This window comes from Micromonospora sp. NPDC085948, assembly GCF_040686315.1.
In the GTDB taxonomy this organism is placed as follows: domain Bacteria; phylum Actinomycetota; class Actinomycetes; order Mycobacteriales; family Micromonosporaceae; genus Micromonospora.
The window spans coordinates 64,975-81,075 of record NZ_JBFBJW010000002.1 but is presented as its reverse complement, the minus strand read 5'-3'; the positions used below and the strand labels follow the sequence as shown (position 1 = coordinate 81,075).

At 71.5% G+C, this 16,101-nt stretch carries 14 protein-coding genes; 7 read left to right on the top strand and 7 right to left on the bottom strand.

What is annotated here, in order from left to right:
- Nucleotides 1-219: 219 nt before the first annotated feature.
- On the top strand, nucleotides 220-1,584 hold the full coding sequence (locus tag AB0O48_RS06110; RefSeq protein WP_365064346.1) for a sensor domain-containing diguanylate cyclase: 1,365 nt from the start codon (nucleotides 220-222) through the stop codon (nucleotides 1,582-1,584).
- A 205-nt stretch (nucleotides 1,585-1,789) separates the two neighbouring features.
- Here the strand turns inward: AB0O48_RS06110 and AB0O48_RS06105 are convergent, their stop codons facing one another.
- Nucleotides 1,790-2,851 carry an aspartate-semialdehyde dehydrogenase gene (locus tag AB0O48_RS06105; RefSeq protein ID WP_357255496.1) on the bottom strand — a complete coding sequence of 354 codons (1,062 nt, stop codon included), beginning with the start codon at nucleotides 2,849-2,851 and terminating at the stop codon, nucleotides 1,790-1,792.
- Nucleotides 2,852-2,856: 5 nt separating this feature from the next.
- Complete coding sequence (locus AB0O48_RS06100) at nucleotides 2,857-4,122, bottom strand: aspartate kinase (RefSeq protein WP_357255498.1); 1,266 nt, start codon at nucleotides 4,120-4,122, stop codon at nucleotides 2,857-2,859.
- 256 nt (nucleotides 4,123-4,378) lie between these two features.
- Here AB0O48_RS06100 and AB0O48_RS06095 point away from each other — a divergent pair, with 256 nt between their 5' ends.
- Both AB0O48_RS06095 and AB0O48_RS06090 read left to right on the top strand, forming a co-directional pair.
- Nucleotides 4,379-5,167, top strand: a complete 789-nt coding sequence (locus AB0O48_RS06095) for a hypothetical protein (RefSeq protein WP_357255500.1) — start codon at nucleotides 4,379-4,381, stop codon at nucleotides 5,165-5,167.
- Between the two features lie 85 nt (nucleotides 5,168-5,252).
- Nucleotides 5,253-5,804 (top strand): nitroreductase family protein, encoded by a 552-nt coding sequence (locus tag AB0O48_RS06090; RefSeq protein WP_365063497.1) that lies wholly within the window; start codon nucleotides 5,253-5,255, stop codon nucleotides 5,802-5,804.
- 13 nt (nucleotides 5,805-5,817) lie between these two features.
- Here the strand turns inward: AB0O48_RS06090 and AB0O48_RS06085 are convergent, their stop codons facing one another.
- Complete coding sequence (locus tag AB0O48_RS06085; RefSeq protein WP_365063495.1) at nucleotides 5,818-6,804, bottom strand: DUF5937 family protein; 987 nt, start codon at nucleotides 6,802-6,804, stop codon at nucleotides 5,818-5,820.
- A gap of 77 nt (nucleotides 6,805-6,881) precedes the next feature.
- On the opposite strand from AB0O48_RS06085, the gene AB0O48_RS06080 reads away from it, so the two are divergent.
- Nucleotides 6,882-8,153: an MFS transporter gene (locus AB0O48_RS06080; RefSeq protein WP_365063492.1), complete on the top strand. Its 1,272-nt coding sequence runs from the start codon at nucleotides 6,882-6,884 to the stop codon at nucleotides 8,151-8,153.
- 237 nt (nucleotides 8,154-8,390) lie between these two features.
- The gene (gene leuA, locus AB0O48_RS06075; RefSeq protein ID WP_365063489.1) at nucleotides 8,391-10,142 is read left to right on the top strand and encodes a 2-isopropylmalate synthase; all 1,752 of its coding nucleotides are present in this window, start codon (nucleotides 8,391-8,393) and stop codon (nucleotides 10,140-10,142) included.
- 30 nt (nucleotides 10,143-10,172) lie between these two features.
- Here leuA and AB0O48_RS06070 read toward each other — a convergent pair whose 3' ends face one another.
- Complete coding sequence (locus tag AB0O48_RS06070) at nucleotides 10,173-11,666, bottom strand: MFS transporter (protein ID WP_365063486.1); 1,494 nt, start codon at nucleotides 11,664-11,666, stop codon at nucleotides 10,173-10,175.
- A gap of 107 nt (nucleotides 11,667-11,773) precedes the next feature.
- Between AB0O48_RS06070 and AB0O48_RS06065 the strand changes: the two genes are divergently transcribed.
- Together AB0O48_RS06065 and AB0O48_RS06060 are read left to right on the top strand one after the other, a co-directional pair.
- Nucleotides 11,774-12,415 carry an HNH endonuclease family protein gene (locus tag AB0O48_RS06065; protein WP_357255512.1) on the top strand — a complete coding sequence of 214 codons (642 nt, stop codon included), beginning with the start codon at nucleotides 11,774-11,776 and terminating at the stop codon, nucleotides 12,413-12,415.
- Nucleotides 12,409-12,798 carry a hypothetical protein gene (locus AB0O48_RS06060; protein ID WP_357255589.1) on the top strand — a complete coding sequence of 130 codons (390 nt, stop codon included), beginning with the start codon at nucleotides 12,409-12,411 and terminating at the stop codon, nucleotides 12,796-12,798. Before AB0O48_RS06065 ends, AB0O48_RS06060 begins: the two co-directional genes overlap by 7 nt.
- A gap of 86 nt (nucleotides 12,799-12,884) precedes the next feature.
- Here AB0O48_RS06060 and AB0O48_RS06055 read toward each other — a convergent pair whose 3' ends face one another.
- The 3 genes from AB0O48_RS06055 to AB0O48_RS06045 form a co-directional block, all read right to left on the bottom strand.
- Nucleotides 12,885-13,985: an oligopeptide/dipeptide ABC transporter ATP-binding protein gene (locus AB0O48_RS06055; RefSeq protein ID WP_357255513.1), complete on the bottom strand. Its 1,101-nt coding sequence runs from the start codon at nucleotides 13,983-13,985 to the stop codon at nucleotides 12,885-12,887.
- On the bottom strand, nucleotides 13,982-14,968 hold the full coding sequence (locus AB0O48_RS06050) for an ABC transporter ATP-binding protein (protein ID WP_357570733.1): 987 nt from the start codon (nucleotides 14,966-14,968) through the stop codon (nucleotides 13,982-13,984). The genes AB0O48_RS06055 and AB0O48_RS06050 overlap by 4 nt, the downstream gene beginning before the upstream one ends.
- A gap of 112 nt (nucleotides 14,969-15,080) precedes the next feature.
- Entirely contained in the window at nucleotides 15,081-16,040 is a 960-nt protein-coding gene (locus AB0O48_RS06045; protein ID WP_357255591.1) for an ABC transporter permease, read from the bottom strand.
- Between the last annotated feature and the right edge of the window lie 61 nt (nucleotides 16,041-16,101).

Sequence of the window (16,101 nt, the reverse complement as noted above, 5' to 3'; positions counted from 1 at the left end):
GCAGGCGCAAACGCGATCGTCAACTCCGACACCCGGTGGCACCGCCCACAGGCTGTGTCCACAGCCTGTGGATAGCACGTGTGTACGAAGCCCTGAGGATCCCGCCACCGTGAGTACGCTTGATCGCGCGGCTCGGCGCCGGCCGGCCCCTCCCCTACCTGGAACGACGTGCGAGTGGATCATCAGCGAGTCAGCCGTGACGTCATCGCCCGCCTCCCGATGGCGTCGAGCGTGCCGGAGGCCTGTCGGTGGACGGTCACCGCGCTGTCCCGGCACACCCACGCGACGATCTCCGTGCTGCTCGCGGCCCACGACCGTCTGCGCTGCGTCGCGGCGACCGGGGCCTGGCAGGTCTTCGCGACCGTGCCGGAGCGAACCGGCATCGTCGGGCGGGTGTACGCCACCGGCGCCCCCGCCGTCGTCCCGGACGTCACCGGCGACCCGGACTACCTTCCGGTACGCCCGGACGTGACCGCCGAGCTGTGCGTCCCGGTGCTGGACCCGACCGGACGGGCGATCGGCGTACTCGACCTGCAGTGGAGTGAGCCAGCCGACCTGGAGCTGTGGCGGGAGACGGCGCAGTGGCTGGCCGACCGGCTCGGCGCGCGGATCGCCGCACTCGGCGGCCCACCGGAGGAGAGCCGCAGCGAGAAGCTGCTCCGGCACACCGCCGCACTCTCCTCCGCACTCACCGAAGCGGAGCTGATGAACGCGGCGGCCCGCGCCGCCCGGGAGGTCTCCACCCTCTCCACCGCGCTCCTGCTCGTCGCCGGCCAACTCGGCCCTCCCCCGGCAACGCCGAGCGACCTGGAGACCCGGATCCGCGCCGAGCTGACCGAGGCTGGCCCGGCGGCCCTGGCCCGGATGGTCGACCGGGCACACCGCTACGGCGCCGGGTACACGCTGGGCGAGGCGGGGCACCCCCCGACCGAGGACTACCGACCACTGACCCAGGCGCGGGTGCAGACCGTGGTCGCCGTTCCGGTCGGGTCACCGGAGGCCGGCGGGATGCTGCTGGTCGCCGACGAACGTGCCCTGCGCCCGGACCCGACCACGGTGAGCCTGATGGAACTGCTCGCCGGGCAGGCCTGGACCAACCTGGACCGCCTCCGCACGCTGGCCCGACTGCGCGAGCAGGCCAGCTCCGACCCGCTGACCGGGTTGCGGCACACCGGCCCGTTCGGGCAGCGGATCGCGGCGGCCACCCCGGGACGTACGGCCCTGCTGGCGATCGACGTGGACGGCTTCAAGATCGTCAACGACACGTACGGCCACCAGGCCGGTGACCGGGTGCTCGTCGGGTTGGCCCGCGCTCTCGAGGAGGCACTCCGGCACGGCGACGAGCTGTACCGGATCGGTGGCGACGAGTTCGTCGCGGTGATCGAGGTGAGTCGCCCCGAGGAGGCGGTCCGGATCGCCGAACGGCTGACCGAGGCGGCTCGGCGCATCGGCCGCACAATCAGCGTGGGCGTCGCACTGCCCCGCCCCGGCGAAACCCCCGACCGCACCCTGAAGAGAGCCGACCAGGCCCTCTACGCGGTAAAGCGCCAAGGCCGAGACGGAGTCCACCTCTCCGCAGCCTGACCCACCCCCAACCCCCCCAACCCCCAACCCCCGCCCCCTACCGGCGTCGATCAAGGAGTTGTGGTGCCCCGCAAAAGGCTTAGAGCTGGATAATTCGCCCACCACAACTCCATGATCGACCGCGATGGCGGGGCGCGGGGCGCACGCGGGCAGGGCGGGGTGGGGTGGGGTGGGGTGGGGTGGGGTGGGGCGGGGTGGGGGGTTGTTAGGGGGTGCGGAACTCCTTGGCCAGGAGTTCGGCGATCTGGGCGGTGTTGAGGGCCGCGCCCTTGCGGAGGTTGTCGCCGGTGACGAAGAAGTCCAGAGCGCGCGGGTCGTCCAGGGCGCGGCGGATCCGGCCGACCCAGGACGGGTCGGTGCCGACGGCGTCGATCGGCATCGGGAACTCCCCGGCGGCGGGATCGTCGACCAGGATGACCCCGGGCGCGTTGCGCAGCGCCTCGCGGGCGCCCTCGGCATCCACCTCGGTGCCGAAGACCGCGTGCACGGCCACCGAGTGAGCGGTGACCACCGGCACCCGGACGCAGGTGGCGGACACTTTGAGGTCGGGCAGGCCGAGGATCTTCCGCGACTCGTTGCGGATCTTCATCTCCTCCGACGACCAGCCACCGTCGGCGGACGAGCCCGCCCAGGGCACCACGTTGAGCGCCAGCGGGGCCGGGAACGGACCGAGGTCGTCGCCGACGGCCTGGCGGACGTCGCCCGTGCGCGAGCCGAGCGCGCGATCCCCGGCGACCTTGGTGAGCTGGTCGTGCAGGATGTCCACGCCGGCCTGGCCGGCACCGGAGACCGCCTGGTAGGAGGCGAGCACCAGTTCCCGCAGGCCGTACTCGCGGTGCAGGGGCGCGACCGCGACGATCATCGCGAGGGTGGTGCAGTTGGCGTTGGCGATGATGCCCCGGGGCCGGTTGCGGACCTGCTCGGGGTTGATCTCCGGAACGACCAGCGGGACGTCCCGGTCCATCCGGAACGCGGCGGAGTTGTCGACGGCGATCGCACCGCGCTCGACGGCGATCGGCGCCCACTCGGCGGAGACCTCGTCGGGCACGTCGAACATCGCCACGTCGACCCCGTCGAACGCCTCCGGGGTCAGCGCCTGGACGACGACGTCCTCACCCCGGCAGCGCACCCGCCTGCCGACCGAGCGTTCGGAGGCGAGCAGGCGGATCTCACCCCAGACGTTGCGACGACCGGAGAGCAGCTCACACATCACGGTGCCGACGGCACCTGTCGCTCCGACCACGGCGAGGGTGGGCAGCGCCGTCATCGGCGCTACCTACCCGTCCCCGCGTAGACCACGGCTTCGGTGTCGCCGCCCAGCTCGAACGCGTCGTGGATGGCGCGGACGGCGGCGTCGAGGTCGGTGTCGCGGCAGACCACGGAGACCCGGATCTCGGAGGTGGAGATCATCTCGATGTTGACTCCGGCGGCGCCGAGCGCGGCGAAGAAGCCGGCGGCCACACCCGGGTGCGAACGCATGCCGGCACCGATCAGCGAGACCTTGCCGACGTGGTCGTCGTACAGCAGGCCCTTGAACTTGACCGGCTCCTGGATCTTGCTGAGCGCGGCCATCGCGGTGGGGCCGTCGGCCTTGGGCAGGGTGAACGAGATGTCCGTCCGACCGGTGCCCTCGGTGGAGACGTTCTGCACGATCATGTCGATGTTGATCTCGGCGCCGGCGACGGTGTCGAAGATCCGCGCGGCGGCACCCGGCTCGTCGGGCACCCCGACGATCGTGATCTTGGCCTCGCTGCGGTCGTGCGCGACGCCGGTGATCAGTGCCTGCTCCACGGAAGGGTCCTCCATCGATCCGGTGACCATCGTGCCGGTGTTGGTCGAGTATGACGAACGGACGTGGATCGGCAACCCCGCCCGACGGGCATACTCCACGCTACGTAGGTGCAGCACCTTCGCGCCGCACGCGGCCAACTCCAGCGTCTCCTCGTAGGTGATCTGCCGGATGTGTCGGGCGTTGGGCACGATCCGTGGGTCGGCGGTGAAGATGCCGTCCACGTCGGTGTAGATCTCGCAGACGTCGGCGTGCAGGGCGGCGGCGAGCGCCACGGCGGTGGTGTCCGAACCACCGCGGCCCAGCGTGGTGACGTCCTTGGTGTCCTGCGAGACACCCTGGAAGCCGGCGACGATGACCACCGAACCCTCGTCGAGCGCGCCCTTGAGCCGCCCCGGGGTGACGTCGATGATCCGCGCGCGGCCGTGCACCGAGGTGGTGATGACGCCGGCCTGCGAGCCGGTGAACGAGCGGGCTTCGTACCCCAGGTTGTGGATGGCCATGGCGAGCAACGCCATGGAGATCCGCTCCCCGGCGGTGAGCAGCATGTCCAGCTCGCGGCCCGGAGGCAGCGGGCTGACCTGGTTGGCCAGGTCCAGCAGCTCGTCGGTGGTGTCCCCCATCGCGGAGACCACCACCACCACGTCGTCGCCGGCCTTGCGGGCGGCGACGATGCGCTCGGCCACCCGCTTGATCCGCTCGGCGTTGGCGACGGAGGACCCGCCGTACTTCTGCACCACGAGTGCCACGACGGTGCACTCCCTCCCAGCGACCCTGAGCGTGCCGACGCCGCCGGAACCGGGGCCGGCGGCGCATGTCAGTCCCCCTGAGGGTATCCGGCGGGTAACGATGCCGGGTCAGGTGATCCCACCATCCGGCCCGCGCGGGGCGGCCGGGCCGCTCCCACCAACCCCGGCGGTACGCGGCGACGAACCGTCCGACACGCCGGCGCGAGCCGTCACCCGCTGGCGCCCACCAGCAGTCCGGACCCACCAGAATGGGCCGGTGCCCGTCCTCATCCGCCCGGCCGTCCGCGTGCTCGGGCCGCTCGTGTTCGCCCTGCCGGCTCTCCTGGTCGCCTGCGCCGATGCGCGCCCCCCGGCCCCGCCGCCCGCCGATCCGGGGCCGGTCGCGGTGGACACCGCGCGGGACGACCTGGCCGCCCTGGCCGCGGCCGCCCAGGATCGCCACCTGGTGGCGCAGTACGCGTACAGCCAGACCGGTCAGCCGGCTCGCACCATCACGTTCACCAGCGCGAACGACGGCAGTTGGCGGGTCGACGTGCCGGGTGGCGCGTGGGGTGGCACTGCCGACGTCTCGATAGCCGCCACGAGCGACGGGCTGTTCCAGTGCGCCCTGCCGTCGGCCGGGCGACCGGAGTCGGCGAGCTGCGTACGCCTCGGCGAGCGCGACGACGCGATCCCCCGCCGGTCGGACCCCCGGGTCCAGCATCCGCTCACCGACTGGCTGGACGTGCTCACCGACCGGCGCGCACCGCTGGCGGTGGCTCCCGCCAGCCCACCCGAGGGCCTCACCGGCACCTGCTACTCGGTGGACTCCACCTCGGCGTCGCTCAACGCCCCGGTGGAGGTGGGCATCTACTGCTACGAGCGGGACGGCACTCCGACCGGGGTGCGGACCGGGTCGGGGACGCTGCGGCTGGCCGGACCGCCGGGCCCGGCGCCGGCCACTGTGCAGTTGGCCGGCCCGGTGGTGGTCGACCGGGATCCGCTGGACACCGCCGCGCCGCCGACCCCTGACCCGTCGGACAGCCCAAGCGCGGGAACGCCCTGATCTTCATCCCGTTACGGGTGCCCTTGCCCACATTTGGTCACCCCACCCTGGGAGGGCGAATCGCCCATACGGGACGATCCGGAGCATGGCCGATCTCACTCCGCTGCTCGCCTACCGTTGGAGTCCGCTGGCGTTCCACCCCACCGAGGAGTTGAACGCCACGGACGCGTCCCTCCTCCTGGAGGCGGCCCGCTGGGCACCGTCCCTGGGCAACCGCCAACCCTGGCGGTTCACCCTCGGCCACCGCGACGACGAGACCTGGAAGCGGATTCTGGTCAACCTGCCCGAGCGCGACCAACGCTGGGCACACCGTGCCGCCGCCCTGCTGCTCGCCGCGCACGTCGACGACGACACCGCGCCCGACGCCACGCCACCCGACGGGCTCGCGTACGACCTGGGTCAGGCGGTCGCCCATCTCACCGTGCAGGCCACCGCGCTCGGGCTGCACGTGCGCCAGGTCCTCACCGTGGATCGCGTCGGACTCAGCGCCGACCTGCACCTGCCCGCCGACGTGCGGCCGTACGCGGTGCTCGCGGTGGGGCAACTCGGTGATCCACTCAGCCTCCCGGCCGACCTCGTCGCCGAGGAGACCGGTCTGCGCCGCCGTCGACCGCTGGCCGAACTCCTGCTCGGCTGACCGGTCGGCGGGCCTACTCGCCGCCGCTGGCGCGAAGCAGGACGGCCGCGACCTCGGTGTTGCGGTAGAGGACGTGCCGACCCTGGCGGGACCGGGAGACCAGGCCGGCGGCGTGCAGCGCGGCCAGGTGCTGGGAGACGTTTCCGGCGGACATCCCGGTGAGTCGGGCCAGGTCGGTGGTGGTCGACGCCGTCACCAGCAGGTGCAGCAGCGCGGCCCGGCCGGGGCCGATCACCCGGGCCAGTGGGTCGCCGGGCGGCGGCCCGGTCGCCTCCCAGAGCGTCCCGACGGCACGGACCGGGTACGCGCCGGCCGGCAGCGAATCTTCCAGCAGGTTCCACAGCACGTGCTGCTCGGTGAAGACCGTCGGGTTCAGCGCCAGCCCACGACCGCGGAGGTCGAAGTCCCGCTCGAACGTGTCGTCGCTGACCACCCGGTCGCCGTGCCAGCGCAGGCTCGGGTGGAGCTGCTCGAAGAACCGACCGGCGCCACTCTCGGCGAGCTGGGCGGCCCGGTACGCCACGTCGGCGTCGAGCAGCGCCCGCATCCGCGGCCAGTCCGGGGCGATCGCCTCGTCGTGCCAGACCCGCACCGCGTCGACCACCTGCGGCAGCAGCCCGGCGGGGTCGGCCAGCAGCGCCTGCCCGAACAGGCTCAGCGGTCGTTGCCAGGTGGTGGCCAGCAGGTCCTGGGCGACCACGGCCGGCGGCGTCGCGGCGATCTGGTCGAGCTGCTCGGCCATCTCCACGTTCGGTCGGGCCGCCGGGGTGAGGAAGTCGGGCAGCCAGCGACCCGGCACGGCCAACCCCACCAGAGGTCGGACCCGGTCGGCCACCTCGGGACGACGCAACGTCACCCGGGCCCGGTCGATCCAGGGCAGGTGCACCGCGTAGCGGGCCGGGTTGGCCAGCGCCCACATGCTCATGACCGTCTCGTTGACCGGCGACACGGCGAGCCGCACTCCCGCCACGTCGGCCAGGCTGAACCGCAACTCGGACACACGCCCCCCAGGAGCAGGATTCGGTCCAGCCTAAAAGACTCGACCGAGGTCTTGGGGACCCGATTCACTCCCCGAGCATGGGGACCAGAGAATCGATCCGCACCGCCGTCCGAGACGTCGTACCGCCGGCCGGGCTGACCCGCGCCCTGGCCGTGCAGGCCATGGTCTACGCCGTCGGCAGCGGGCTGTTCCACGCCGGCAGCGCCGTCTTCTTCACCCGGGCGCTCGGGCTCAGCGCCGCCCAGGTGGGGCTGGGGCTGTCTATCGCGGCGGGGGTGTCGCTGTTGGGCACGGTGCCGCTGGGCGGACTCACCGACCGGTACGGACCGCAGCGGGTCTGGGTGGTCGGACTGGTGCTGAACGCGGCGCTCTTCGCGACGTACCCGTTCGTCGGCGGCTTCGCCGGGTTCCTCGCCGTGGTGGTGGCTCTGGCCGCCGTGGAGGCCGCGAGCGGCGTGGCCGTGCAGGTCTACTCGATCAACGCGCTGCCCCCGGCCGAACGGGTCACCGCGATGGCGTACCAGCGCTCGTCGCTGAACGTCGGCTTCGGGCTGGGTGCGGTGCTCAGCGGCGTGGTGCTGACGGTGGACACGATGGCGGCGTACCGGGGAATGGTCTGGTTCATCGCGACGGTCTTCCTGGTGACGGCTCTCTTCGTGCGGCGACTGCCCCGGCTGCCGCAGGTCACCCGGCCGGTGGAGCCGATGGGTCGGCTCGCCGTGCTCCGCGACCGCCCGTTCGTGGCGGTGTCCCTGCTGTCCGGGCTGCTCACCGCACACCAGACGCTCTACCTGACGGTGCTGCCGCTCTGGATCCTCACCCACACCGATGCCCCGAAGACGGTGATCGCCGGGCTGGTGCTGCTCAACACGGTCCTGGTCGTGCTGCTCCAGGTACGCCTGAGCCGGGGTGCCGACACCGCGCCGGGCGCGGCCCGAGCCTCCCGCCGGGGTGCCCTGCTGATCGCCCTGTTCTGTCTGGTCCTGCCGCTCTCCGGGCTGACCCGGGGCCTGCTCACCGTGGTGGTGCTGGTGGCCGCCGCCCTGGTGCTGATCCTGGCCGAGTTGATCGAGTCAGCGGGCGCCTGGGGGCTCACCGCCACCCTGCCGCCGGCCGCCCAGCGCGGCGCGTACGTGGGGGCGTTCCGGCTCGGCTCCCAGGTGCAGTACCTGATCGCCCCGGCCGGTCTGACCGCGCTCGGGGTGACCACCGGCGGGTGGGGCTGGTTACCGGCCGCAGCGATCTTCGTGCTCGTCGGGCTGGCTGTCGTACCCGTGGTGGCCTGGGCCGGACGCACGCCACGGCTGGGGGCCGAGGCCCCGGAACAGGCCGGAACACTGGTCCCATAGTCCGGACCTGCCTTTCCCCCCTCCGTTTCATCACGTAGGGTGACGTGGTCATGTGGCGGGCGCTGCTCCTCCTTAGCCGCCGCGACGAGGCCTGACCGGCCGGCACCTCGTCGCGGAGTCGCATCGCGCCGTCCAGCACATCCGATTTTCTTCTCGGCACCGCCGCGCACCGTTGCCCGGCATCTCGCCGACACCTTCCGATCTGCTGACGCCACATGTTCCAGGGAGCACTCTGAGATGGCTCAACCTGTCACCGACGCCGAGACCGATCCGATCGCCCGGCAACGCCCGAGCCGGATGCCGTACCACCGCTACCAGCCGTACCGGGAGCAGTTCCGGATCGACCTGCCGGATCGCACCTGGCCCACCCGGCACGTCGACGCCGCGCCGCGCTGGTGCGCCGTGGACCTGCGCGACGGCAACCAGGCACTGATCGACCCGATGTCGCCCGAGCGCAAGCGGCGGATGTTCCAGCTGCTCGTCCAGATGGGCTACAAGGAGATCGAGGTCGGCTTCCCGTCGGCCAGCCAGACCGACTTCGACTTCGTCCGGCAGCTCATCGAACAGGACATGATCCCGGACGACGTCACGATCCAGGTGCTCACGCAGTGCCGGGAGCACCTGATCGAGCGGACGTTCGAGTCGCTGCGCGGCGCGAAGCGGGCCATCGTGCACTTCTACAACTCGACCTCCACCCTCCAGCGGCGGGTGGTCTTCGGGCTGGACCGGGACGGCATCGCCGACATCGCCACGACCGGCGCGCGGCTCTGCCAGAAGTACGCGGAGATCCACACCCCGGACACCGAGATCTTCTACGAGTACTCGCCGGAGTCGTACACGGGCACCGAGCTGGAGTACGCGCTGGAGGTCTGCTCCCGGGTGATCGACGTGATCGACCCGACGCCGGACCGGCCGCTGATCATCAACCTGCCGGCCACCGTCGAGATGGCCACCCCCAACGTGTACGCCGACTCGATCGAGTGGATGCACCGGCACCTGCCGCGCCGCGACAGTGTGGTGCTGAGCCTGCACCCGCACAACGACCGCGGCACCGGGGTCGCCGCCGCCGAGCTGGGCCTGCTCGCCGGCGCGGACCGCATCGAGGGCTGCCTGTTCGGCAACGGCGAGCGCACCGGCAATGTCGACCTGGTGACGCTGGGGCTCAACCTGTTCTCCCAGGGCATCGACCCGATGATCTCCTTCTCCAACATCGACGAGATCCGGCGCGCGGTCGAGTACTGCAACCAGCTGCCGGTGCACGAGCGCCACCCGTACGCGGGCGACCTGGTCTACACCGCCTTCTCCGGCTCCCACCAGGACGCCATCAAGAAGGGCTTCGACGCCCTCGCCGCCGACGCGAAGGCCGCCGGGGTGCCGCTGGACGAGCACACCTGGGCCGTGCCGTACCTGCCGATCGACCCGAAGGACCTGGGCCGCACCTACGAGGCGGTCATCCGGGTCAACTCGCAGTCCGGCAAGGGTGGCATCGCGTACATCATGAAGAGCGAGCACCAACTGGACCTGCCGCGCCGGCTCCAGATCGAGTTCTCCGGGGTGGTGCAGCACGTCACCGACCACGACGGCGGCGAGGTCGACCCGAGCGCCATGTGGGAGATCTTCGCGACGCACTACCTGCTCGACCACCAGCCCGACCCGGCGGTCCGACTGAACAGCTACACGATCGGCACCACCGACGGCAAGGTCGAGATCGAGGCCCAGGTCGGTGTGGGCGGCGAGCAGCGGTCCCTGGTCGCGATCGGAAACGGCCCGATCGACGCGTACGTCAACGCGCTCCAGTCGGTCGGGGTGGGCGTGCGGGTGCTCGACTACCACGAGCACGCGCTCTCCTCGGGTGGGGACGCGCAGGCCGCCGCGTACGTGGAGTGCGAGGTCGACGGTCGGACGGTCTGGGGTGTCGGCACCGACGCCAACATCGTCACCGCCTCGATCAAGGCGGTCACCAGCGCCGTCAACCGCGCCCGCGGCTGACCGCACGCGCCGCGCCCCCGAGGTGGTTGCCTATCTCGGGGGTGTGGCCGCGGGCATCGAGTGGCAGGGCTGCGACGGTGGGGCCGCGCGGGGCGGCCGGTGCACGAGCACGAGGGCCAGCACGGCCCCGGCCAGCAACAGCCCGGCACACCAGACCATGGCGCCCCGGAACGCGTCGGTCAGCTCGGCCTTCTGCGCGTAGCCGCTGCCGGACAGGCCGACGAGCAGCGGCAGCGCCGCCACCGCGAGCAGTCCGCCGGCCCGGGACGCGGCGTTGTTGAAGCCGCTGGCCACCCCGGAGAACCGGTCCTGCACGGCGGCCAGCACCGATGCGGTGAGCGGTGCCACCACCAGGGTCAGCCCGATGCCGAAGAGCAGCACCCCGGGCAGCACGTCGATCCAGTAGGACGCGCCCGGGCCGACGCCGCGCAGCAGTAGCAGACCGACCGCGGCCACCACCGGCCCGATGGTCAACGGCAGCCGCGGCCCGATCCGCGCCGACAACGCTCCGGCTCGGGCCGACCCGACCAACAGCAGCAGGGTCATCGGCAGCAACGCGATGCCGGTGCGGAAGGCCGACCACTCCACCACGTTCTGCAGGTAGACGGCGAAGAAGAAGGTGAAGCCGCCGAGCGCCGCGTAGACGACCACGGTGAAGATGTTCAGCACCGAGAAGAGCCGGCTGCTGAACAGCCCGGTGGGCAGCATCGCGGCGTCGCCCCGCCGTCGTTCCAGCAGCACGAACGTCACCGCGGACAGCACCCCGACCAGCGCGGCGATCAGCACCGGGGCGGAGTCGAAGCCACGTGCCGGCGCGTCGATCAGGGCGTACGTGACGCCGGCCAGCGCGAGCGCGCCGAGCAGTGCTCCTCCGACATCGAAGCGCCGTCGGTTCCGACCCGGCCCCGCGGTCCGGGAGGCGCTCTCGTCCCGGCTCTCCGGCACCCAGCGCAGCGTGGCCAGCACCACGAGCACGGCGATCGGCAGGTTGAGGAAAAAGATCCAGCGCCAGGACAGCGTGTCGATCAGCCAGCCCCCGATGAACGGTCCCAGCGCGGTGGACACCCCGGACAGCCCAGCCCAGGCACCGATCGCCCGGCCCCGGTCGTCGGGGTGGAAGCTGGCCTGGAGCACCGACAGCGACCCGGGCGTGAGCAGCGCGCCACCGGCGCCCTGGAGGAACCGGGCCGCGATCAGCATGCCGGTGTCCTGGGCCAGCCCGCACAGCACCGAGGCGGCGGTGAACCAGACCACCCCGATGAGAAAGATCCGCCGGCGACCGAAGCGGTCCCCGAGCGCGCCGCCGAGCAGCACGAACGCCGCCAGCATCAGCAGGTAGCCGTTGATGGTCCACTGAAGATCGGCCACGTTCGCGCCGAGATCCTGCCCGAGCTTCGGCAGGGCCACGTTGACGACGGTGCTGTCGAGGAAGACCATGCCAGAGGCGAGCACGGCGGCGAGCAGCGTGCCCCGGCCGGCGGTGGTGCCCATCCGAAGGGCGGGCGCCGGTACGGGTGCGGTCATCCCACCAATCTGCCTTGCATCATGTGGGAGACGCCACGAAACGCCGAAACCATTCCCGGGTACTGTGCGCAATCGCCGGGAGACCGCAAGCTGGAGAGGTGTCGTCTGTGCGTACCAGATCAGGACCGCGAGCGGCGGTGATCGCGCTCGCCGCGGCGCTGGCACTCGGCGTGGCCGGTTGTGTCCCGCAGGACGAGCCGACCACACCACCGTCGTCGAACGACGGCGGCAACGCGGCAGAGCAGTTGAGCCAGCTCACCGTGGCCACCGCCGGCTCGATGAAGGGCTACAGCCGGGACCACTTCCCGCACTGGCGGGACACCGGCAAGAACTGCGACGTGCGGGACAGCATCCTCCAGCGCGACGGCAAGGACGTGAAGCTCTCCGGCTGCAACGTGGTCGGTGGGCGCTGGGAGAGCGTGTACGACGGTCGCAGCTTCTCCGATCCCTCCGACGTGGACATCGACCACATGGTGCCGTTGGCCAACGCGTGGCGCTCCGGTGCCGACGAGTGGGACGACGCGAAGCGCGGTGACTTCGCCAACGACACCACCCGTCCGCAGCTCTTCGCGGTTTCCGCGTCCTCCAATCGGGCAAAGGGTGACCAGGACCCGTCCCAGTGGAAGCCGGCAAACCGATCGTACTGGTGCAAGTACGCCCAGGACTGGGTGACGGTCAAGCACTACTGGCGGCTGACGGTGACAAGCGCCGAGAAGACCGCCCTGACCGACATGTTGGAGGGCTGTTGAGTGGGGAGCGACACGTGACCGCCGCCGGGGAAGGCGTCCCGGCCGCCGCCGGCATGACCGCGGACGGCACCGCCGAGACCCCCGCCGCCGTACCGGGCGCCGGCATGGTCGCGGATTCGGGGGGCGCGGCCGGCCCGCAGAGCCGCACCACCGACATCGTGCCCGGCCCCGGCGGTGTGATGACCGACGAGGTCGGCGTGGTCACCGGTGACCTGACGCTGCGCACCGAGTACGCGGACGGCAAGGTCACCCTGCGGGTGCAGTACAAGGACGCCGACGAGTGGTACACGGTGACCGGCACGTCGGTCGCGCTGGCCGACCCGGCGGGACTGGACGCGGTACACGGCGTCGCGGTGGGCCTGCTGCACCGCCCCGAGGGCTGAGCCACCCGAGCGACGTACCGTCGGCTGAGTCACCCGGAGCACGCGCCGCCCAGGGGCCGTCCGTTCCCGGACGGCCCCTGGTTGCGTCACGGGGTGGGGATCAACTCGCCCGGCGGGTCGACGGGGCCGGTGCCCTCGCTCGGGCGGACCAGCTCCACCTCGACCTCGTGCGGCCGGATCCGACCGGCAGCGATGTCCTCGGCGAAGTGGCAGGCCACCCGGTGTCCGCCGACGACGTCGCGCAGTTCCGGCCGCTCGTCGGCGCACCGGGTGGGTTGCGCCCACGGGCACCGGGTGTGGAACCGGCAGCCCGACGGCGGGTTGGTCGGCGACGGCAGGTCACCGGCGAGCAGGATCCGCTCCCGGCGGTCCTCCACCAGCGGGTCGGGCACCGGCACCGCGGACATCAGCGCCCGGGTGTACGGGTGCATCGGCTCGCGGTAGAGGTCGTCGCTGGACGCCTCCTCCACCAGCCCGCCGAGGTACATGACGCCCACCGTGTCGGCGATGTGACGCACCACCGCCAGATCGTGCGCGATGATCAGATACGTCAGGCCACGCTCGTTCTGCAGGTCCTCCAGCAGGTTGAGCACCTGGGCCTGGATCGACACGTCAAGCGCGGAGACCGGCTCGTCGGCGACGATCAGGTCCGGGTTGAGCACCAACGCGCGGGCGATGCCGATCCGCTGGCGCTGGCCGCCGGAGAACTCGTGCGGATACTTGCCGAGGGCCGACGCGGGCAGGCCGACGGCCTCCAGCGTCTCGCGCAGCCGCCGGTTCGTCTCGGCCTTGTCGCCGGCCAACCCGTGCGCCTTGAGCCCCTCCACCAACAGCGACTCCACCGACTGTCGGGGGTCGAGGCTGGACAGCGGATCCTGGAAGATCATCTGCATCCGGCGGCGGGCCTGCCGCATGGCCTCGCCCTTGAGCGAGCGCACGTCGATGCCGTCGAAGACGATCTCGCCCTCGGTCGGCTCGACGAGCCGCAGCAGGCCGCGACCCAACGTCGACTTGCCGCAGCCCGACTCGCCGACCAGGCCGTACGTCTCGCCCTTGCGGATGCTCAGCGACACCCCGTCCACCGCGTAGACGTACCCGATGGTGCGGTCGAAGAGCAGGCCGCTCTTGATCGGAAAGTGGACCTTGACGTCGCGCAGCTCGATCAGGGGTCCGGTCTGTTCGGTCATCGGGCCGCCACCTCCTCGGAGACGGGGTTGTTGCAGCGGAGGTCGCCGCCGGTCGCGGTGGGTTCGAGGGGCGGCGGTCCCTCGAGACACGCGTCCACAACGTTGTCGCAGCGCGGCGCGAACGCGCACCCCTCGACCCACGGGATGTTGTCGGCGACCGAACCGCGGATCGCGTGCAGTCGCTCACCGCGCGGTGAGTCCAGCCGGGGCACCGAGTTGAGCAGCCCGTGGGTGTACGGGTGCCGGGCGTGCGCGAACAGCTCGTGCCGCCGTTGCCGCTCGACCACCTTGCCGCCGTAGAGAACGTTGACGGTGTCGCAGAGCCCGGCCACCACGCCCAGATCGTGCGTGATCATGACGAGCGCGGTGCCGGTCTCGTCGACCAACTGCTTGAGCAGGGTGAGGATCTGCGCCTGGATGGTCACGTCGAGCGCGGTGGTCGGCTCGTCGGCGATCAGGAGCCGAGGCTTGCAGGCCAGCGCGATGGCGATCAGCGCGCGCTGGCGCATCCCGCCGGAGATCTGGTGCGGGTACTCGCTGAGTCGCCGCTGCGGGTCGGGGATCCCGACCGCGTCGAGCAGGTCCCGCGATTCGCGCAGCGCCTGCTTGCGGTCCCGGCCCTGGTGACGCTCCAACACCTCGGCCACCTGGACCCCGATCGGGATGACGGGATTCAGCGAGGAGAGCGGGTCCTGGAAGATCATGCTGATCTCCCGGCCGCGTCGGTCGCGCATGTCGTCCGGTCGCAGTTTCAGCAGGTCGGTGCCGTCGAAGAGCACCTCCCCGGTGACCTTGTTACCGCGCTTGGGCAGCAGACCCATGATGGCCAGGCTGGTCACGCTCTTGCCGCAGCCGGACTCGCCGACCAGGCCGACCGTCTGCCCCGGCTCCACCGTGAAGCTGACCTTGTCCACGGCCGTGAAGGGCCGCTCGCCGCGCCGCTGGAACACGACGCTCAGGTCACGGACGTCGAGCAGGCTCATCGAGTCACTTCCTCACTGCTTTGGTCCTTCGCTCGCGACTGCGGGGCTCGCAAGCTCACTCCTCGCGCTCGCCCGAGACGGGGTCCGGGCGCGCTGACAGCGCTCACCGTGGTCACCGCCGGTTCTTCGGGTCGATCGCATCGCGCATCGCCTCACCCAGCAGGGTGAAGCCGAGCGCGACCACGATGATCGCGAGCGCGGGGTAGTACGCCAACTCCGGGCGGACCTCGAAGTAGCGCTGGCCGTCCACGCCGAGCATCAGGCCCCACTCGGCCCGGTTGATGTCCGGGTCGCCGAGGCCCAGGAAGGACAGCGCCGCGGCGTCCAGGATGGCCACCGCGAAGGTCAGGGTCGCCTGCACGATCACGGCGGTCAACGAGTTGGGCAACATGTGCCGCAGCACGATGTTGCGCTCCTTGACGCCGAGCGCGCGGGCGGCCAACACGTGGTCGCTCTCCCGCTGGGCCAGCATCGAGCCGCGCAGCAGCCGGGCGAAGATCGGCACGCTCACGATTGCCACCGCGAAGATGACCGTCCACTGGCTCGACCGGCTGGCCATCGCGACCAGGGTGATGGCGAGCAGCAGGCTCGGCAGGGCCAGCATCACGTCGGTGAGTCGCATCAGGACCACGTCGACCCAGCCGCCGAAGGCGCCGGCGATCGCACCGATCAGGACCCCGAGCGCGAGACCGATGAGGGTCGCGAGTACGCCCACGAAGAGCGTCTGCCGTGCGCCGTAGATCATGCGGGACAGGAAGTCCCGGCCGAGCGGGTCGGAGCCGAACGGGAACCCACTGCTGGCCCCCGGGATGGTGTCCACGGTGAGGCCCTTGGTCAACTCGTCGAAGCGCTGCACCGGGTCGTGCGGTGCGATCAGCGGGGCGAAGATCGCCACCAGGACGAACAGCCCCACGATCACGGCCCCGACGACGGCGACCGGATTGCGCCGCAGCCGGCGCAGGGCGTCGCGGACGAGACTGATCCCGCCCCGGTCGGAGGCACTCGCCTGGGCCAACTCGTCGAGCCGTGCCTTCTTGCGGTCGCCGAGCAGGCCGATGCTGCGCTCGCTCATGCCGGGACGTGGCTTGTCGTCCCCGGAACGGGGAGCCGGAGTGCCGGCCTGGGTGATCGGG